Annotated in this window: 16 protein-coding genes, 1 pseudogene and 1 riboswitch; of the genes and pseudogenes, 7 read left to right on the top strand and 10 right to left on the bottom strand. The window is 41.1% G+C overall.

Annotated features, from left to right (window positions below; all coding sequences use genetic code 11):
* Positions 1-83: 83 nt before the first annotated feature.
* From BIZ38_RS06130 to msrA, 3 genes are all read left to right on the top strand, one after another.
* Positions 84-1,136: an efflux RND transporter periplasmic adaptor subunit gene (locus BIZ38_RS06130; RefSeq protein ID WP_187489842.1), complete on the top strand. Its 1,053-nt coding sequence runs from the start codon at positions 84-86 to the stop codon at positions 1,134-1,136.
* 3 nt (positions 1,137-1,139) lie between these two features.
* Positions 1,140-4,238 carry an efflux RND transporter permease subunit gene (locus BIZ38_RS06125; RefSeq protein ID WP_054551108.1) on the top strand — a complete coding sequence of 1,033 codons (3,099 nt, stop codon included), beginning with the start codon at positions 1,140-1,142 and terminating at the stop codon, positions 4,236-4,238.
* An 84-nt stretch (positions 4,239-4,322) separates the two neighbouring features.
* A complete protein-coding gene (gene msrA / locus BIZ38_RS06120) occupies positions 4,323-4,856 on the top strand; it encodes a peptide-methionine (S)-S-oxide reductase MsrA (RefSeq protein WP_054551107.1) in 534 nt (177 codons plus the stop codon).
* A 60-nt stretch (positions 4,857-4,916) separates the two neighbouring features.
* On the opposite strand, the gene BIZ38_RS06115 is transcribed toward msrA, so the two are convergent.
* From BIZ38_RS06115 to BIZ38_RS06105, 3 genes are all read right to left on the bottom strand, one after another.
* Complete coding sequence (locus BIZ38_RS06115) at positions 4,917-6,770, bottom strand: TonB-dependent receptor domain-containing protein (protein ID WP_138599676.1); 1,854 nt, start codon at positions 6,768-6,770, stop codon at positions 4,917-4,919.
* 33 nt (positions 6,771-6,803) lie between these two features.
* Positions 6,804-6,958: riboswitch (cobalamin riboswitch) on the bottom strand.
* A 216-nt stretch (positions 6,959-7,174) separates the two neighbouring features.
* On the bottom strand, positions 7,175-7,756 hold the full coding sequence (locus BIZ38_RS06110; RefSeq protein ID WP_138619262.1) for a hypothetical protein: 582 nt from the start codon (positions 7,754-7,756) through the stop codon (positions 7,175-7,177).
* Positions 7,757-8,105: 349 nt separating this feature from the next.
* On the bottom strand, positions 8,106-8,588 hold the full coding sequence (locus BIZ38_RS06105; protein ID WP_054551104.1) for a YajQ family cyclic di-GMP-binding protein: 483 nt from the start codon (positions 8,586-8,588) through the stop codon (positions 8,106-8,108).
* Between the two features lie 157 nt (positions 8,589-8,745).
* Here BIZ38_RS06105 and BIZ38_RS06100 point away from each other — a divergent pair, with 157 nt between their 5' ends.
* Both BIZ38_RS06100 and BIZ38_RS06095 read left to right on the top strand, forming a co-directional pair.
* Entirely contained in the window at positions 8,746-9,096 is a 351-nt protein-coding gene (locus BIZ38_RS06100; protein ID WP_054551103.1) for a VanZ family protein, read from the top strand.
* Positions 9,089-9,982 (top strand): ketopantoate reductase family protein, encoded by an 894-nt coding sequence (locus BIZ38_RS06095; protein WP_166340588.1) that lies wholly within the window; start codon positions 9,089-9,091, stop codon positions 9,980-9,982. Before BIZ38_RS06100 ends, BIZ38_RS06095 begins: the two co-directional genes overlap by 8 nt.
* Positions 9,983-10,065: 83 nt before the next feature.
* Here BIZ38_RS06095 and thiI read toward each other — a convergent pair whose 3' ends face one another.
* Positions 10,066-11,523 carry a tRNA uracil 4-sulfurtransferase ThiI gene (gene thiI, locus BIZ38_RS06090; protein WP_062566412.1) on the bottom strand — a complete coding sequence of 486 codons (1,458 nt, stop codon included), beginning with the start codon at positions 11,521-11,523 and terminating at the stop codon, positions 10,066-10,068.
* Between the two features lie 108 nt (positions 11,524-11,631).
* On the bottom strand, positions 11,632-12,285 hold the full coding sequence (locus tag BIZ38_RS06085) for a TetR/AcrR family transcriptional regulator (protein ID WP_138619258.1): 654 nt from the start codon (positions 12,283-12,285) through the stop codon (positions 11,632-11,634).
* A gap of 217 nt (positions 12,286-12,502) precedes the next feature.
* Between BIZ38_RS06085 and coaD the strand changes: the two genes are divergently transcribed.
* Both coaD and BIZ38_RS06075 read left to right on the top strand, forming a co-directional pair.
* Complete coding sequence (gene coaD / locus BIZ38_RS06080) at positions 12,503-12,985, top strand: pantetheine-phosphate adenylyltransferase (RefSeq protein WP_054551099.1); 483 nt, start codon at positions 12,503-12,505, stop codon at positions 12,983-12,985.
* Positions 12,982-14,358, top strand: coding sequence for a capsule assembly Wzi family protein (locus BIZ38_RS06075; RefSeq protein WP_166340587.1), 1,377 nt, complete (start codon positions 12,982-12,984; stop codon positions 14,356-14,358). The genes coaD and BIZ38_RS06075 overlap by 4 nt, the downstream gene beginning before the upstream one ends.
* Before the next feature lie 10 nt (positions 14,359-14,368).
* Here BIZ38_RS06075 and BIZ38_RS06070 read toward each other — a convergent pair whose 3' ends face one another.
* From BIZ38_RS06070 to BIZ38_RS06050, 5 genes and pseudogenes are all read right to left on the bottom strand, one after another.
* A complete protein-coding gene (locus BIZ38_RS06070) occupies positions 14,369-14,902 on the bottom strand; it encodes a hypothetical protein (protein WP_138599672.1) in 534 nt (177 codons plus the stop codon).
* A gap of 508 nt (positions 14,903-15,410) precedes the next feature.
* Positions 15,411-15,941, bottom strand: coding sequence for a hypothetical protein (locus tag BIZ38_RS06065; RefSeq protein WP_138599670.1), 531 nt, complete (start codon positions 15,939-15,941; stop codon positions 15,411-15,413).
* Between the two features lie 18 nt (positions 15,942-15,959).
* Positions 15,960-16,166, bottom strand: coding sequence for a hypothetical protein (locus tag BIZ38_RS06060; RefSeq protein WP_138599669.1), 207 nt, complete (start codon positions 16,164-16,166; stop codon positions 15,960-15,962).
* Positions 16,167-16,418: 252 nt separating this feature from the next.
* Positions 16,419-18,282, bottom strand: a pseudogene (gene argH, locus BIZ38_RS06055) (argininosuccinate lyase).
* Between the two features lie 52 nt (positions 18,283-18,334).
* Positions 18,335-19,537, bottom strand: a complete 1,203-nt coding sequence (locus BIZ38_RS06050; protein WP_054551091.1) for an argininosuccinate synthase — start codon at positions 19,535-19,537, stop codon at positions 18,335-18,337.
* Between the last annotated feature and the right edge of the window lie 5 nt (positions 19,538-19,542).

Here is a 19,542-nt window from a genome sequence, read left to right as displayed (position 1 = left end):
GCACAAATTTATGAGATACCTGACATACGTGGCACGTACTAATTTTGTACACTACACTCAACTAAATTTCTGGTAACACGACGATGTACTCTACACAATCTGGTAAGGCACTATTCCCTTTTATTATTACCCTTTTTCTAGGGTTATGCATTTACTTATACCTTCCTTCGAGCCAAGGTGAGCAGAGCAACTTCTCAGGCGCTGCAACTCAAGTAACAGCTCACACTGTCACATCTGAAGAAAATGCTGTGCTCATAGAAGCAATAGGTAGTGCTCGTGCTAACCAAGCGATCTATATTCGCAGTGCGCAAAACGATTATGTTACAGATATATTTTTCAATGATGGCGACTTAGTCAGTAAAGGTCAAAAACTGGTTCAGTTACAGTCTCAAGAAGAAGAATTAGCAGTTAAAGAGCTAAGCATTAATTTACGCGAAGAGCGCCGTCAACTTGATCGTCTCACTGAGCTATCACGCTCACAATCAACGGCTAAATCTTTACTAGAAGAGCAGCTTTCACGTGTTGATGCAACCGAGGCGCAGCTTGAGAGCGCCAAAACCAAGCTGGCAGAAATGACAATTAAAGCACCGTTTACTGGCTTACTTGGCAAGCGCGAGATTTCAATTGGTACTTATGTTAGCAATACTACAAACATCACCACCCTTGATGATATCAGTATCATTAAAGTCGACTTTAAAGTGCCAGAAAAATACCTAGCGCAGTTACAACTGGGTATGAAAGTGATGACGCAAAATGATGCTTACCCAGAAAAAACCTTCAACGGTAAAGTGACCCACATTAGCTCGCGTATCGATTCAGTCACTCGTAGCGTTGAAGTGACAGCAAGCTTTATCAATGAAAAAGGCCTATTACGCCCAGGCATGCTGTTAAATACAGCATTAGAGCTAAGCTCAAACCAAGCGCTAATGGTACCAGAGAAAGCCGTCATTCCTCAGCAAGACAAACACTACGTGTTCCAAATTGAAGATGGCGTTGCTAACAAAGTCGAAGTACATGTGGCGGGTCGTCACAATGGCTGGGTAGCTATTGATAAAGGCCTTGAAAATGGTCAGCAAGTCGTGACTGAAGGCATCATTAAGATCCGTACTGGCAGCAAAGTAAGTATCAAGGGCTAAACCATGAAAATTACTGATACTAGCGTTAAACGCCCGGTCTTTGCGATCGTAATAAACCTGTTGTTACTTACCTTTGGTTTGGTGGCATTTTCTATGCTACCACTGCGCGAATACCCAGATATTGAAACACCGATTGTTAGTGTGAGCACTGATTACACCGGCGCCAGCGCAGAGATCATTGAAACTAAAATCACCCAAGTACTCGAAAACCGCATTTCGGGTATCGAAGGCATTAAAAGTATTAACTCGTCGAGCCGAAATGGCCGCTCAAACATCACCATTGAGTTTAATATCAGCCGCGATATTGATGCCGCATCAAACGATGTACGCGAACGTGTAGCCCGTGCCCTTGATAGCTTACCTGAGCAAGTTCGCCCGCCAGAGGTCTCTAAGTCAAACAGTGATGAAAGCCCTATTGCCTGGTTCGTACTAAACAGTACTACCATGGATTCATTACAGTTATCTGATTACGCACAGCGCTTTATTGTTGACCGATTAGCCGTTGTTGATGGTGTCTCTAACGTACGCGTGGGTGGCGAGCGTAAATACGCCATGAAAATCTGGTTAAACCGTAAAGCGATGGCAGCACGCGGTATTACCAGTAGCGATATTGAAAACACCTTACGCACTGAAAACGTTGAACTACCTGCCGGTGAAATCGAATCTATCGACCGTGATTTTACAGTACGTACCGCGCGTAGTTATAAAGATCAGCGAGATTTTAGAAACTTAGTGATCAAACGTGGTGATGATGGCTATTTAGTACGTTTAGGTGAAGTGGCCGATGTTCACCTAGAAGCTGCTGATGACGAAAGCTTATTCCGTGGTAATGGCCGTAATATGATTGGTTTGGGTATCGTCAAGCAAGCCAAAGCCAATACCCTAACCGTGGTTGATAATGCCCGCGCTGAGCTTGAAAAAATTAAGCGAAACCTGCCAGAAGGCACCACCATTCAAGACAGCTATGACTCATCAATTTTCATCAAAGAATCGATTGATGAAGTATATAGAACCCTTGGGATTTCAATGGCGCTGGTTGTATTAGTTATTTACCTATTCTTAGGCAATATTCGCGCAACCCTAGTGCCTGCTGTAACCGTACCAGTGGCGTTAGTGGGTAGCTTTATGTTCTTGCTCGCTATGGGTTACTCAATCAACTTGTTAACTCTTCTGGCACTCGTGCTTGCTATCGGTTTAGTAGTGGATGATGCGATTGTAATGCTTGAGAATATTCACCGCCGTATAGAGCTGGGTGAACCACCACTGCTTGCTGCATTTCGTGGTGCCCGTGAAGTTGGCTTTGCGATTATAGCCACCACCCTCGTACTGATTGCGGTGTTCGTGCCGCTAGTGTTTATGGATGGCCGTATTGGTGCCCTATTCACGGAATTTGCGATGGCAGTTAGCGCTGCAGTGTTCTTCTCTAGTATTACGGCATTAACACTTTCTCCAGCGCTTTGCTCTAAAGTATTGAAAGCTTCAGAAAAAGAAAGCAAGTTTAGCCAGTGGATGGATAGAACCTTTAACAAAATCGAAAACGCCTATCGTAACTCGCTGGCTTCAAATATGAGCCGTAAATGGAGCTTGCTACTGACTATGATTTTGGCTGGTGTTGCCAGCTTTATGCTGTTTCAAAAAGTGCCTTCAGAGCTTACGCCAAAAGAAGACCGCGGTACTTTCTTTATCATGATGAGTGGTCCTGAGGGCGCAAGTTATGAAAATAACGCTGCAAACATGGCAAAAATTGAAGAACGTTTAATGCCTTACTCTGAATCTGGTGAATTAAGCCGAGTGCTTGTTCGTGTACCTGGCTGGGGTGGCCAAGGTGGTGTTGCTATCATAGGTATGGCCGACTGGGATAAGCGTAAGCGCTCAACATGGGAAGTAATGGACGAAATCAGCGGCAAAATGACTGAAGTGACCGATGTGCGTGCATTTGCAATTATGCGCCGTGGTATTGGTGGCGGTGGTTCATCTCGCCCGATTGAATTTGTACTGCAAGGTAACGATTACGACCAACTAGCCGATTGGCGAGACCGTATTATTAAGCGCGCTGAGAAAAACCCAGGCTTGGTAAGAATCGATCACGATTACAAAGAAACGTTCCCGCAGTTTTTAATCAATATTGATAAAAACAAAGCCGCTGATTTAGGGGTTTCTGTATCGGATGTGGGCCGCACACTCGAAACCATGTTAGGCCAACGCCGCGTAACAACCTTTATCGACCGTGGTGAAGAATACGATGTGATTTTAAAAGGCACCAAAGAAGACTTTGCTAATCCGACTGATATCTCAAATATCTATTTAAAATCACGCAGTGGCGAATTAGTACCGCTTGATAGCTTAATTAGCTTAAAAGAAGAAGCCACAGCATCGCGTTTAAACCGTTATAACCGTATGCGCGCAATTACGTTAAGTGCGAACTTAGCAGATGGTTATACCCTAGAAGAAGCGCTTAACTTCTTAAATCAAGTTGCAGCAGAAGAAAACGACATCGACGGTGCAATTGACTACAAGGGTGAATCGCAGCTGTTCTATGAAGGCGCATCGGCAATGACCTATGTATTCATACTGGCATTGACAGTCACCTTCTTAGTACTTGCAGCCCAGTTTGAAAGCTTTATTCACCCATTTGTGATCATGCTTACTGTGCCACTTGGTTTAGTGGGAGCATTATTTGGTTTGTGGTACACCGGACTTACTCTTAATATTTACAGCCAAATTGGTATTGTAATGCTGATAGGTTTAAGTGCGAAAAACGGTATCTTGATTGTTGAGTTCGCCAACCAACTGCGCGATAAAGGCGTTGAGTTTAACGAAGCGATTAGCCAAGCTGCTACGCAGCGTTTACGCCCAATTATTATGACCTCATTGACCACAGTAATGAGCTCGGTACCGCTAGTTCTTGCAAGTGGCCCAGGTGCAGAAAGCCGCATGGTAATTGGTGTGGTGGTGTTTACTGGTGTTATTGTTGCAACCTTACTTACCTTATTCGTGGTACCTGCAGCATACAGTGCACTTGCTCGAAATACTCAGTCGCCTGAGTACTTACAAAGCAAGTTAGAACAACAAGCAAAAGACAAGCCGTTAGAAGAAATTTAAAACGCACTTTATTGATACAAAACGCCGTCTTTACGGCGTTTTGTTTTTTCGGCTATAGTCAGCAAAACGATAAGGGAGTTTAATATGGATAACAACATACAAATTGCCACTTTTGGCGGCGGCTGCTTTTGGTGTATTGATGCCGCATTTAGACGTGTGAAAGGCGTGCTTAATGTCAGCTCTGGCTATGCAGGCGGTGAGATTGAAAACCCTAGTTATCAGCAAATTTGTACTGGCTTAACGGGTCACGCTGAGGTGGTTCAGCTCGATTTTGACAGTAGTATCGTGAGCTATAACACCCTGCTTGAAATGTTCTTCACTTTACACGATGCCACACAATTAAACCGCCAAGGTAATGATGTCGGCACTCAGTATCGCAGTGTTATTTATTATCATAATGAACAGCAAAAAGCAGAATCTCAAGCCATGATTGATGCTTTACAAAAGCAAATTCGTGAGCCGATTGTCACCGAGCTGAGTCCGCTTACAAACTTTTACCCTGCAGAGCAGTACCATCAAGACTATTACAATGAAAACCCAAATCAAGGTTATTGCAGTATTCTTATTGCCCCAAAGCTTGCAAAGTTCGAACAGTATTACGCAGCTAAACTTAAATGAAAAAAGCCCGCTAAGTAGGTAGCGAGCTTTTAAACGCAGAACTAATAATTTTCCTTATTATTAGAACTGATAACGGGCACCTACAAACAAGCGACGCTCGGCCGTGTTGTAATAATAAAATTCGTCGTTGATGTAATCTCCATCTAGGTCTGTACCATAGGCATCAACGGCGTTGTACTCTTTATCGAATAGGTTTTCTACACGAAGTGACACTGTTAAGTTGTCAGTCGCTTGGTAGTGACCAACTAAATTCCATAACGTATACGATGGTAAGTGCGTTAACTTGCCATCACGATCACCACGGTATTGCATATCGATACCAGCATCAAAATCACCCCATGCTTTGTTTAATGACCAATTTACACTGTGATTTGACACATAGGTTAGTGACTGACCTGTCTCAGTATCTTCAGCTGAAAGGTAGGTAAAGTTAAAGCTGTGATCAAAGCCAAACACTTGGTTTTTAAAGCTAAATTCAACACCTTCATGGCGAGCTTCGTTTATATTAGTTGGGATCCACTGCCCTGATGCATTTGGTGCCCAAGCGATTTTGTTGTCGATTTCGCTGCGGAAAATCGCAATATCAAGGCTGATATCATTCACATTGAGTGATAAGCCAAGCTCTTGGTTATCTGATGTTTCAGGGTTTAACTCTGGGTTACCTGAGCCCGGGTAATATAGGTCATTAAATGTTGGAGATTTAAAACCTGTGCTTTGACTTACGCGGAATGTAGCGATGTCATTTAAGTGATAGCCAACAGCTGCAGTGTAAGTTGTTTCATCACCAAACTGCTGATCATCATCTTGGCGAACGGTTAGGTTTGCCAGCACGTGTTCGTCGTCATAATAAGCGCCAACAAACGCAGCGAATACTTCACGGCTGTCTTTTAAATAAGTACCTGAGTTAGTGTTCACTTCATCTTTATACCAATTCAGACCGCCACTAAGAGTCAGTGCTTGATTGAAAAAGTATTGGCCATTGTAATCAATTTGCTCACGCTCAGTTTCAAACTTATCAACCACCGTTGCACCCGTGTAATCAATGCGTGAGTCATCTGAGCTATCACTTGATATGGCAATATCAATGGCATGACTGTGTTTTTCGAAAGCCTTTTTCCAACCTAGTGAAGCTTGGTAATTTTCGAACTCGCCTTTTTCTACGGTGCTGTCTGCAGGGCTATAAGCACTATCGTATTTTGCTTCGCCTTCTGAGTATTGTGCTTGCGCTAAAAACTCACCTAACTGCTCATTTTGATAACCAAGATTAAAGCCAAGGTTTTTGTTCTCGTAGCCGTCTTCATCTGGCGCTAAGCCTTGCAGAACATCAAAACCATCTGTTTTTTCATAACCGGCATTAACGGCAACATCAACACCTGCAAACTGACCACCTGTCGCTACTTGGTACTCTTGGTAAGAGTCTGAGCCAAAAGTAACATCTAAGGTCGTGTTTTGTGCTTTACGGGTAATGATATTAATCACACCAGCTAGCGCATCAGAACCATATACAGCTGCACGTGAGCCTTTAATTACTTCAACACGCTCAATACTGTTTAAAGGAATATTGCTAATACTTTTATAGCCAAGTGTTGCAGAGCCTGTGCGTACACCATCAATTAAAATAAGTGTATGACGAGAACTTGCACCACGTAATGACACACCAGAGCTTTGCCCAAAACCACCATTGGCATTAATTTGAAAGCCTGCTTGAGTGGCTAGTAAGCTTGGTAAGTCACGAACATAGCTTGCTTCAATATCAGCGCGGTCGATGACAGTAACACTGGCTAATACATCATTAATTGATTGTTCGAATTTATTGGCAGAAACTGTGATGTGCTCGATTGATTGCTCGTCAGCAGATACAGAAAAAGACAACGCAGCAGCAACCGCTACGCCTAACGCAGATTTATTTAGCATGATATCCCCTAGCCTGTGCCCACCGCACACGCGAATAGTAAGTTACTTCAAGGCCGGTCTCCGGACTCTGTACATGCATGGCATCTACATTACCGTTGCGGGGGCAGTGTTGGCATTGTTTTCTCCCTGAAAACGCACCAACTTCCCGATTATCTTGCGACTATTTCACCCTTTGAAATAAAACGTATCTGAAGATACAGCAAGCACCTCGAAAATAGGCCGTTATTGTGATGATTTTGGGGAGGAAAGTCAATGGACGGCTATACTTCTAAACCAAAGTTTTAAGTCTAAAGCTTCAAGCTGCAAGTTAAGTGCTAAGGTGTAAGCCTAAAGTAAAAAAGCCAATCAGCATGGCTGATTGGCTTTTGAATCTCATTTATAAAATTAGAGAAAAATACTCAATATTAATCACAGTAATTCTCAACAACTTTATAGTTTGAGCTTTCAACTTTTTCATAAGTACCTTCATTCGAAAGTACAATTTCAAACAGTTTTACACCGCACGTTTCTTTCCCATTAGGCAACTCAACGTAATCATATAAAGCCTCATAGTTAGCATCTTCTTTTGGCATGAAAGTTATTATTTTTCTACACCAAGAGTACAGCACACCACCTGAATCGTTCTGACCTGGAGAAAAGCCGGTAATTCCAACCCCATTAAATTGAAATGAAAATTGCTTTTCTGCAGGAATATAAACTTCATTTTGATGCGAGTCACCAAGCTCTGTATCATAAGCTGGCATGTTTAAACGGCTGAGACTTCTTACGAGGTTTGCTTTAACACCAAGAGTGGCTATGTGATTATTTGACCCTACTTTTTTAGCAATACACTCACTTTTTTCAGGTACATTGATAAAATTATTATTGCTAGGAACAGACGCTAAACGAAGTTTGGCGCTGGGCCCATCAACCATTGGCTGCGAGTACTTATTTGATGCACATCCAGATAAAATAACAGCCCCTGCCAACACTAAAACTTTTTTCAATACATTCTCCTTAGTGAAATGAAAAGCCAGCATTCTAATTTAGAAACAAAAAAAACCAAGGCTTTTAAATAAAAGTCTTGGTTTAGTCATCATTTTACCCACAAACTTGGTGTTTGTTGGTAAAAATAAGTACTGTGTGGGCCTGTGTATTTTCTGTTTATTTTACCGTGTTTATTACGATCTATTGCTTTGTTTTTTACTGACATAAATATCCTCTAGCTGAAAATAGCTAGAAGATATCTTTTTCTCTGTAACCTAATATTTGTCTCAAAATACGCTCCTTGTAAAGTTCAAAAACTTGTAGGCTTATAGCTTAAAACTTACAGCTTAAAGCTAAAAACATAGAGTATTAATCGCGGAAGTTTTTGAACTGGAATGGTTGACCTAAATCAGCAGTACGAACAACTTGCATTGCTTCTTGTAAATCATCACGCTTTTTACCAGTTACACGTAATTCTTCACCTTGAATAGCAGCTTGTACTTTAATTTTTGAATCTTTGATTAACTTAACGATTTTCTTCGCTACGTCTTTTTCGATACCTTGCTTAAGAGCAACGTCACGCATTACGTATTTACCGCTACGCGATTCATCTTTAAGCTCAAGGCTAGATACATCTAAGCCACGCTTTGAAATTTTCGCAGCAAGAATGTCAAAAAGTTGCATTACTTGTTGCGGTGCTTCTGCTTTTAACTTGATTACTTTATCACTTAGTTCGATTGATGCATCAACACCACGAAAATCAAAGCGTGTCTCTAGTTCACGCTTTGCATTATCTACTGCATTCTGCGCTTCGTTCATTTCTACTTCAGAAACAATATCAAATGAAGGCATGGGGTTCTCCTAACATAGTCTTTTTTAAATTCATTTATGGTTGGCAATTATAACGCTTATTTGTCGATTCTTTCTATTTTTATCCGGCTTGTTCAGGTGCGATGCAAAAATTGTTTGATATACTGGCCATTCAATTTCGGCATTTTTAGGGTTTATTGTGACAAGGCGTGTTTACCAAGTTATCTTTTTAGCCAGCATTATTGGCTTTACGATTTTGTTTGCCAAAGAAATTAAAGGGGTGAGTAACCTCTTCCCACACGTAGATAAAGTGGCGCATTTTGGTATTTTCTTTGTACTGGCTTTGGTGATGGATAAAGCATTTAAATTACCACTTATGGTGCAAATTTTACTGTTAGCCGGATATGGTGCGGCCATTGAGTTTATGCAAGATATGCTGCCTTACCGTCAAGCCTCGGTTGGTGACTTTATCGCTGACTTTATTGGTGCCATCAGCTATTTTGCTATAAAACTTGGTTTTCATTTAGGTAGAAAGCAACGTAATGGCTAATGTTTTAATTGTTGGCGATGGTGCGATTGGCTTATTGTTTAGCCATTTTTTATCTGCACAACATGACATCACATTACTGACCCGAAAACCAACCTTGACCACACGTTTTTATCAAGCAAGCAATGGCAAATCACACCCTATCAAAGCCCATCTCATTAATCACAAAGAGCTTGGTCATACAGCGCCCTTTGATTTGGTGTTAATAACAGTAAAAGCATTTCAAGTTCAAGCGGCCTTTAAGCAAATAAAACCTTATCTCAGTAGAACATGCCAAATCGTTATTTCTCATAATGGCATGGGTAATGTTGATGAACTTAATGCCCAGCTTTTGAATACGCAAGGATTAGCGTTTTTAACCACGCGTTTAGCTGGTTTTAAAACAACGCCTTATAGCGTAAACCATACAGGTAATGGTGAAAGTGTGCTAGGCGCATGTAATGCAGCTGCAAGCGAAAGGCTCAACGAGCTTGAGCAGCAGTTTAGTTACTTGCCGCATTTTTCTGTGAGCGATGATATTCACTCATTGCGATGGCAAAAACTGTTAGTGAATATTGCCATTAACCCGTTAACAGCAATTCATAACGTAAAAAATGGCCAGTTACGCGCACCACAATTTAGCACGCGCATTATTAATTTACTCAATGAGGCCTGCTTGGTTGCCAATAAACAAGGGGTTAAAGTAAAACTCAGCGAGGCGCTGGATCAAGCCTACTCTGTGATGACAGCCACCGCTGAAAACTTTTCTTCTATGCAACAAGACATCAGCCATAATCGAGAATCTGAAATTGATGCAATTTGTGGTTATGTGTGCGAGCAAGGCGCTAAGTTAGGAATAAAAACCCCCTATAATCAAGCAATGCTCAGCATGATAAAAATAAAAAGTTAAGCTACAAGGAGAAAGGGGAAAGTTCTCGTAATGATTTCAGGCATTAAAAAAGCGCGAACATGTCGCGCTTTTATCAGTATCTTTTACGGACGATACACTTTTACGTTGCTAAAGCCTTCTTCGTGCAAGATCAGCGCTTGTAGCTGACTCATCACACCTTTAGCACAATATAAGTAATATTCTTTATCTTTTGGTAAGTCACCAAATTTAGTTGCTAAGCGGAAGAAAGGTAAATGTACAACTTCAATACCTTCAAGTTCTAGTGGGTTTGCGTCTTCTTCTTCAGGTGAGCGAATATCAACAACAACCGCCCCTTCAGGTAAATCAGATACAGACTCAGCTTCTTTCACCTCTTCTTTTGCTTCGGTGTCGATATCGCGAATATCCATCACACGTGCATTTTCAACAACTGTATTTAGCACGTCGAAGTCAAACTTAGCTTCTTCGGCAAGAATAGTTTTGATTTTAGCTTTAACCGTTGGCTTTTTAGAAATGACGCCACAGTATTCAGGCATGCTTTCTGCCATCTCTGCTGTGCCGATTTGACGCGCAATATTGATAATATCTTGCTTGTCGTGTTGGATTAACGGGCGAATGATTAAAGTTTCCGTCACACGGTCAATCACACTTAGATTAGCCAATGTTTGGCTTGATACCTGACCAATACTTTCGCCAGTCACTAGCGCTTGTACACCTAGTTTTTCTGCAACTTGGCTACCGGCACGCATCATCATACGCTTAAGCACAACACCCATTTGGCTGTTTTCAACATTCTCTAAAATCTCAGCAACAACAGGTTCAAAATCAACAGTAACAAACTTCACTTTGTGAGTAGAGCTGAACTGTTTCCAGATATAATAACTCGCCTGCTTAACACCGATTTCGTGCGCAGCACCACCTAAGTTAAAGAACAAGAAGTGAGTACGCGCACCTTTACGGATCATTTGGTAGCTTGCAACACCAGAGTCAAAACCGCCCGACATAAGCGATAATACATCTTCTTGTGTTGGCAACGGGAAGCCCGCCATACCTAAGTGAGTTTGAGTAACAATGTATGCTTTATCATCACGTACTTCTAAGCGAACAGTCACTTCAGGGTGAGATAATTTAACGCGCGCACCTTCAACATGCTGGTTTAAACCACCACCTACGTAGCGCTCTACATCGCTCGATGTGAAATCATGCTTACCAGAACGTTTACAACGCACACAGAAGGTTTTGCCCGCAATCGTGTGGCCGATTAGTTCAAGTGCTTTTTGGTAAATATCGTCAATTGAGTCGAAGTCTGTTTCTGTTACTTCAATAAACTGTACGATACCTGGAATGCGTTTTAAGCCATCGATAATATCTAAGCGAACTTGCTCAGATTCTAGCAAGCTAACAACAGAGATATTGTCCCAGTTGTTTCTTACCTGCACTTTTTCGTCAACACGACGCAAAACGATCTTAATGTTATTTTCTAATAACTTGGTAAAACGCTTACGAACAGATTTACTCTTGATCGCGATTTCAGGGTGTAATTTGACGATAAATTTAAGCATAGTTCACTCTTAGACTGTGGATTTCACACGCCCTAAGGTATAGCAACCTCAAGGGCGCGCGATTATAACAAAAATTATAGCGTCTAGGAAATAAACTGCTTTGCGGGGTTATTGTTCGCTTTGCTCTGTTTCAGCAAGGGCTAAATACTTGGCTCTTAATTGATTTACTTGCTCTAAGTGTTGCTCGGTGCAATGGGCTTTTAATAGCAGCAATACCTTTAAAATACCGTTATAAATATCGGCTCTGGCAAGTTCACCGCTTAAGCGGCGAGCTTTGATGTAAGGTGTCCAAAAGCTCACGGTCATTTTAAGCATATGCGCAAGCTCTGTGACATCTTCGTCTTCAATGCAGATGATACCGCCTTCTCGTAATGCAAAAAGTACCTCTTTTACTTGCTCCAAAAGCTCTGCTTGAAACGCAATGTAGCCTTTTTTCAGCTCTTCATCACGAGATAAAATATCGCCTAAGTTGTCGTAGAAAAACTGAAAACGCCACATAAGTTCAAATAGCGAATCAAGATAGCCCGCTAGGTTTTCTAGTGCATCATCGTCAGGAGTCAGTGGCTTAAAGTGGGTATGTAAATGGTCGCTATACAAAGCAAATATGTGGCGAATAATATCTTCTTTATTTTTAAAGTGATAATACAAGTTACCAGGGCTTATCCCCATATGCGAAGCGATATGGTTAGTTGTTATGGCACGCTCACCGTGGCGATTAAATAATTCGATGCTGGTGTGTATGATCTTGTCCTTTGTGCTCATAGCCTATTTACTCTGTTTTTTATGATTATTACGGTCCCCAGCCGAGCAGTATAAACAAATGCGCGACAATTAAATACTACCTTGAAAAATATTAACCTCAATCGGCTTAGTACCTTATATAGGTGAAGGTTCCTAATCCGATACGCGTATTTTCTAAGCTGCATAGTCGAGAAAACACTGTTAATATAGCAAGCAAATTTATAAATCGCTGATAGTTATGAACGTTACTGCAATCTATCCGGGCACTTTCGACCCACTTACAAATGGCCATACAGACTTAATTCATCGCGCGGCAAAAATGTTCGATAAAGTGATTGTTGCCATTGCGCATAATCCTAGTAAACAACCCTGCTTTACCCTTGATGAGCGTGTTGAACTTGCTAATAAGATTTTGGCGCACCTTGATAACGTGAGTGTAATTGGTTTTTCTGGCTTATTGGCTGATTTAGCTCGCGACCATAAAGCCGAAGTGCTTATTCGCGGTATTCGTGCTGTGTCTGACTTTGACTATGAATTTCAGTTAGCTAATATGAATCGTCGTCTAAACCCTGATCTAGAAAGTGTATTTTTAACACCAGCAGAAAAGAATTCGTTTATATCATCAACTCTAGTTAAAGAAGTTGCACGCCACAATGGCGATGTGAGCGAGTTTGTTGACCCTATTGTAGCCAAAGCCTTACAGGATAAAATTCACGGATGAAATTAAAAAAGTTCATTAGCTTAACTGCATTACTAATGATCTCTGCGCCAAGTGTTGCTGGGCCATGGATAGAAAGCGACGACCCACTGCTTCGCGCTTCAATCGAAATGCTATTTAACCAGGGCATTATTAAACAGCCTATTAATAGCTACCCATTAATGTGGCAAGGTATCGCACGGGACCTAGACGTTGCCAATACCAGCCAACTTGATGAGCAAAGCTTATTTGCGTATCAGCATGTAAAACATGCTCTTGATAATGCAAAGCAAAAAACTAGTTCAGGTATTCGCCTAAACTACAACAGCGAACCTCTCACTCAGCAAGGTTTTGGTAAACGCCACCAGCAAGAAAGCGGTGTAAATAGTTATGGTTCAATCACAGGGAAGCGTGTTAGCGCTAAAGTGAGTGTAAATTACGCCGATGACGCCCTTGATAAACAGCATGTTACTTATCAAGATAGCTATTTAGCCGTACTCCTGGGTAATTGGTCACTTAGTGCGGAGCAAGTTAGCCATTGGTGGGGGCCAAGTAACGATAATGCCCTACTACTATCAAATAATGCGGCGCCAATGAAAGGTGTTCGCTTCAGCAGAGCAAATACACAATATGTAGGCCCAAGTTGGTTGTCGTTTATCGGTAATTGGCAGTTAACAGGTATCTACGCCAAACAAAAGCCATATCTAAATAGCTCAGAGGACGGTGACTTTTGGGCGCTCCGGTTTGCAAGTACGCCATTAACAGGCCTTGAAATTGCGATTAATAGTGCAGGCTCTGATTATTTAACTAGCCTCGAAATCAACCCTGTTACACTCGAAAGCAGTGAATCAACACACCGTTTAACGAGTTTAGATGTTAAGTATTCAACCACTTTAGCGGCGCAACCAGTGGCATTTTATGCTGAAGTAATGGGTCGAAATGAAAGTGGTTTAGCACCGAGCGAGCCGTTTTATACGCTAGGCGTAGAAAGCTATTTTGGCTCGAAAGAAAGTCTATTAAAAAGCTACTTTGAATACTCAAATACAGAGCAAAACTGTGATCAAATTAGTGATTGCGTATATGGCTCTGGTAGCTATACACAACGCTCACGCTTAATTGGCAGCTCAACACCGCTACAAAGTAAATCGGCTATTCTTGGCGCCTATTACCACACTCTAAATGGTTATGGTGGCCATGCGAAGTTACGTTGGATTGAAAGCGAAACCACACACGCTGAGCTCGCATCAGATACGAGTCAGCTGCAGTTAGAGCTTGGTTATCAGCAATCTGTGTTGAATGGTCTGTGGAAAGTGACAGGGCTTATTTCAAAAGATGAAATAGGTGATGAGTCAGAAACAAACACAGCCCTTAGAACTAGCTGGGAATACCGTTTCTAACCAATTGGGGTCAAGCTGGTTCAGCTTGGCCTCGAACTTGCCTATATAGCTTCACAAGCCCTAGAAAATCTTTATTACTGAAAAGGGCGATGAGCATCATTGCATCCACAATATTGACTGTAACCGTATAAAAGCCCCATAACCACCACTCTTCTGTATTCTCAAGTATATTAATATCTATATACATACTGATAAAAAGAGAACAGTTAATTAATAAACCTAATATTACATAGAGTTTTGCAGGGTAACTATAGATCGATTTATCCTTAGTTATCAGCAGTATTGCACCAATACAAGTTAGATCTAGAACTGTCCAAACTACATAGGCAGTTGCATAACTCATCGACTCAATCTGAAAAGTAGCTGAGGTTAGTGGATCTGAGGCTAAATAAGACAAAAACATTGTTAGCGAAATCCACATTAAAGTTTTGTCACCATTGGGCACGATTGACTTACTAACCATGTTATATAGGAAAGCCATCAGAAAGCCCCACATAATAAATGTTGCTAGATAAGCACTTACATACTTGTGAAACTCAGCCAAAGCTCTTAACCTTTTCGTTTGAAAAAATTCTCCCTACTACATGATGAAGCTTTAGAAAATCCTTATTAAAAAGCAGTACGAGAATCATAATTACATCAATGGTATTTACGCCAAATGAGTACAAGGTCCAAAGAAACCACTCTGACTTGTTTTCGTAAATAAAAATATCTATGTATATCGATAACATTAGAATTGAGTTGAGAATAAGTCCTAAAAGGATGTATGTTGTTCCGAAAAAGTTTGCTACCTTGGCACAGTACATCCAATATAAGACCACTGCTATAGTTAGTAAGTCAAAGTAAAACCAGTTCAGATAACTATAAATAGAGAGCTTAACGAAGCCACTGATGAAGTATGAAATCATCATAATAAAAGATAAAACAAGAACTCTACTATCTGTTTTATTAATATTAACCGCTAAGTTAAATAAAAAGGCCATCAAGAAGCCCCACTCGATGAAGGCCCCTAATAAGTCCCCCAAAAAAGCATCTATATACATCTTTAAATTCTATAACTGCTTTTGAAGGTGTTTTGACTTACTTGTACGTAAAAAACGATTCTTTAAGGTATTTAGACCCAAGATATCTCTATCAACTATGAGTGCGATGATCATAGTAAAATCGAGTAAGTAGACAGTGAAAGAGTAAAAATCCCATAGAAACCAAGGGTTAACATTACCAGTAATATGTAAATCATAATACATCAATAATTGAAGAATTGTATTTGAGCAAAGTACAAAAATTACATAGGTAAATGCTGGTGACTTAACACCCTTAATGAAGTAGGTACAACTAAAAATTACAGCTAAGGTAATTACATCATAGATAGCCCAACTTAGGTAAACACTTGAATTATCGAACCAAGAGAATAAATGATCACTTGTAAAGTAAGATGCAAAAACCACGAGCGATAGCATTAACAGAACATTATTTCTTTTAGCATTTGCAATCCAGAGAAAGGCATTAAAGAAAAATGCCATCATTAATCCCCATACAACCATTGCAGGAAGAGATAAACCAAAATGTTCTGTTAAATACATCTTTTACTCATAGTGTAATTAATTTGGGCGTTTATCCGGATCTAATACAATGATACCACCGCGTTGGATCTCAGCACCACCAGATAAAGCCAAGGCTTCACTTGATAAAGTTACTGTATCAGATTGCAGGGTTTTATTACTAGTAGTTTGTTCCAAAGCAGGCTTTGTTTGTTGCATTTGGCTGTAAGCTTGCATTTGCAATTGGCTATTGTTTGAAACTTGCATAAGTTAATTCCTTTAAGTTAATTGTTTTTTCAGTACAGCTTACAATAGCTTGTAAGCTGAGTTAAGCGTTCTCATTTTTTTGACGCTTTTTTATACTTCATCGCGACGTTGCCACCGCATTGATAATAAAAGCAATTAACGATCCAACTTTTACAAAAGTTGATCATTTTGATCATAAAAGTCAGTAAATCTAAATTTCAGACATAAAAAAACGCACAGGGGTAACCGTGCGTTTTTCCTATCCAGGGAAAATTAAGCCACGTGTTTACACGGGATCACCGCGCTATTACTTGGCTTTAAAATATATTCCATTGCCACTTCATCGCAATTATCTTTACGAAGGCAAAGCTCACAATCTTTGATCACTTTTTCTGGCAAACTGTCTTTGCTACAAAAGCTGAAACCTTGGCTTGCAAAAAATTCTGGCACTCTTGTCAGAACAATTACCCGACTAAGCGCCAAGCTTTTGGCTTTTTTTAGCAAATGTTCAACAAGTTGACGTCCCTGCCCGGCAATTCGTGATTCGGGGTCCACCCCGAGCGAGCGAATTTCAGCAAGGCCAGTATCGTAAATATAAAGCGAGGCACAGCCTGCAACTTGGTTTTCAACTTCAGTGACAGCAAACTCATTAATTGAGTGAATCATGTCGCTTTTAGCTCGTGGTAGGTTTTCACCTACCGTAGCCCAATGCTGAATTAGCTTAGCAATAGACTCAACATCATTTAAGGTTGCGTCACGTACCGCTATTTGCTGTTTTTTTTGCGTATTTAATGGCACTTGTTACTTGCTCAAGAGAGGTGCCACCCAGAGCTTGTCTTGCTTTAATACAGGCGTCTATTTCTAATACAGGATATACATCTGATTCGAAAATGCTATGCACTGACTTAAATTGCTCTAAACTTAAATCTTCTAAGTTATTCCCTTGTGCAATAGCCATTTGCACGAGCGTACCAACAATGTGATGACCTTCCCTAAATGGAATACCTTTAGCCACTAAATAATCAGCAAGTTCAGTCGCATTTGAGTGACCACCTTTTGCAGCTGCTAATGTTTTATCTGCATTAACTTTAATGCCTTTGATACACGCTTGCGCCATATGAATACATGCCAGCCAAGTTGGCATCGCATCAAATAAGCCCTCTTTGTCCTCTTGCATATCTTTATTGTAAGCAAGTGGTAGCGCTTTTAATGTCATCATCATGGCACTGAATGCGCCAAAAACGCGGCCAGTTTTACCACGAATTAACTCTAGTGCGTCTGGGTTTTTCTTTTGCGGCATTAGTGAAGAGCCTGATGTTACCCCATCAGAAAGCTCAATAAAGCCCGCTTCACCCGAGTTATAGAAAATTAAATCTTCAGCCATGCGCGATAAGTGGATCATCGAAATCGATGCACAGCTTAATAGCTCAACCACAAAATCACGATCTGATACAGCATCAAGGCTATTGCGTGTAGCACCGGTAAAGCCTAACCCTTCGGCAAGCATTTGCCTATCAATTGGGTACGCAGTACCGGCTAATGCACCGCTACCAAGTGGGCAATAGTTCATACGGTTTTTGGCATCGCTTAAACGGCTCTCATCACGCTCAAGCATTTCAACATAAGCCATACACCAATGACTAAATAACACAGGTTGTGCACGCTGTAAGTGTGTGTAACCCGGTAAAATAGTGCCAAGCTCACGCTCAGCTAAGGCAATAAACTCACCTTTCAGCTCTGCGATTGCTTCAAGAATATGCTCAGCTGTATCACGACACCATAAACGGAAATCTGTTGCTACTTGGTCATTACGGCTACGACCAGTGTGTAACTTTTTAGCAAGGTCACCCACTTTATCAATCAGTGCTGATTCAACATAAGAATGAATATCTTCATGCCCTGCTACAGCCACTGCCTGTGGGTTCGCTTTAACCTCATCTAACAGCTTATTAAGTGCTGCAACTAAATCATCGTATTCTTGCTGGTTTAAAACGTTTACTTGTTTTAACGCTCCAGCCCAAGCAACTGAACCAATAATGTCTTGCTCTGCAAGTTGATAATCAAAAGGAAGTGAATCGTTGAATTGTTTAAACGCTTCATCTGGACCCGTAGAAAAACGTCCGCCCCATAGTGCCATTGAACTGTCTCCAAATTCGGCTATTGCCCTGCAATGCAGGGCAATAATTAAATTACTTTTTCGTTAGTGCTGAGATTCTGCTTGAAAGCGAGAATAAACGAATGAAACCTTCTGCATGAGATTGGTCATATACATCATCTTCGCCGAAGGTTGCGAAATCTTCGCTGTATAAGCTATTCGGTGATTTTTTCTGTACCGCCGTGACTTGGCCTTTATAAAGCTTAAGTACTACTTCACCCGTTGCTAACTTAGACAGTGATTCAGCACCTGCAAGAATCGAGTCTTTTAATGGCGTAAACCAACGACCATCATAGACTAAATGAGAGAACTCACCACCAAGCACTTCTTTCCATTTACGGCTTGATTTATCTAGCACTAACTCGTCAATCGCTTGAAGAGCAGCCATGATCACAGTGCCTCCTGGTGTTTCATAACAGCCACGCGACTTCATACCCACTAAACGGTTTTCTACGATATCAACACGACCCACACCATGCGGCGCAGCAATGTCATTTAATTTAACTAAGCAGTCATATGGTTTTAATGACTCACCGTTAACAGCAACCACTTCACCTTCAACAACGTTTAATGTTACATATTCTGCTTCATTAGGTGCTTGCTCAGGCGAGTTAGTCCATGTCCATACTTGATCACTTGGTTGGCACCATGGATCTTCAAGCTCACCACCTTCGTGAGAAATGTGCCAAGCATTAGCATCACGGCTATAAATTTTTGTAGCTGACGCAGAGCACGGAATATTACGCTCAGCTAAGTAATCAAGTAATGATTCACGGCTTGATAAGTCCCACTCACGCCACGGTGCAATCACTTTTAGATCTGGTGCAAGGGCTGCGAAACATGACTCAAAACGCACCTGATCGTTACCTTTACCAGTACAACCATGTGAAAGCGCATCAGCGCCTACTTTACGGGCAATTTCAACCTGCGCTTTAGCAATGATTGGACGCGCCATAGACGTACCTAGTAAATAAGTGCCTTCGTAAATAGAACCCGTTTTTAAAGTTGGGTAAATATAATCACTGACCATTTCGTCTTTTAAGTCTACGATATGGCATTCCGACGCACCTGAAGCAATGGCTTTTTCTTCAACGCCTTCAAGCTCCTCTGCGCCTTGGCCTACATCAGCAACAAACGCGATTACTTCACAGCCGTAGTTTTCTTTTAACCATGGCACGATTGCCGATGTATCAAGACCACCAGAATAGGCTAATACGACTTTTTTAATTGAACTCATTGGTG

Origin of the sequence: Pseudoalteromonas sp. BZK2, assembly GCF_014349195.1 — a bacterium.
In the GTDB taxonomy this organism is placed as follows: domain Bacteria; phylum Pseudomonadota; class Gammaproteobacteria; order Enterobacterales; family Alteromonadaceae; genus Pseudoalteromonas; species Pseudoalteromonas simplex.
Note: the sequence above shows the minus strand (reverse complement) of the source record. Positions and strands in the feature narration are given on the sequence as shown.

Bases quoted from the DNA above. Each gene is read 5' to 3' on its own strand.
- BIZ38_RS06125 (WP_054551108.1), top strand. From the start codon at position 1,140: ATGAAAATTACTGATACTAGCGTTAAACGCCCGGTCTTTGCGATCGTA.
- BIZ38_RS06065 (WP_138599670.1), bottom strand. From the start codon at position 15,941: ATGTATTTAACAGAACATTTTGGTTTATCTCTTCCTGCAATGGTTGTA.
- BIZ38_RS06095 (WP_166340588.1), top strand. From the start codon at position 9,089: ATGGCTAATGTTTTAATTGTTGGCGATGGTGCGATTGGCTTATTGTTT.
- BIZ38_RS06060 (WP_138599669.1), bottom strand. From the start codon at position 16,166: ATGCAAGTTTCAAACAATAGCCAATTGCAAATGCAAGCTTACAGCCAA.
- BIZ38_RS06085 (WP_138619258.1), bottom strand. From the start codon at position 12,285: ATGAGCACAAAGGACAAGATCATACACACCAGCATCGAATTATTTAAT.
- BIZ38_RS06105 (WP_054551104.1), bottom strand. From the start codon at position 8,588: ATGCCTTCATTTGATATTGTTTCTGAAGTAGAAATGAACGAAGCGCAG.
- coaD (WP_054551099.1), top strand. From the start codon at position 12,503: ATGAACGTTACTGCAATCTATCCGGGCACTTTCGACCCACTTACAAAT.
- BIZ38_RS06050 (WP_054551091.1), bottom strand. From the start codon at position 19,537: ATGAGTTCAATTAAAAAAGTCGTATTAGCCTATTCTGGTGGTCTTGAT.
- BIZ38_RS06130 (WP_187489842.1), top strand. From the start codon at position 84: ATGTACTCTACACAATCTGGTAAGGCACTATTCCCTTTTATTATTACC.
- msrA (WP_054551107.1), top strand. From the start codon at position 4,323: ATGGATAACAACATACAAATTGCCACTTTTGGCGGCGGCTGCTTTTGG.
- BIZ38_RS06115 (WP_138599676.1), bottom strand. From the start codon at position 6,770: ATGCTAAATAAATCTGCGTTAGGCGTAGCGGTTGCTGCTGCGTTGTCT.
- thiI (WP_062566412.1), bottom strand. From the start codon at position 11,523: ATGCTTAAATTTATCGTCAAATTACACCCTGAAATCGCGATCAAGAGT.
- BIZ38_RS06075 (WP_166340587.1), top strand. From the start codon at position 12,982: ATGAAATTAAAAAAGTTCATTAGCTTAACTGCATTACTAATGATCTCT.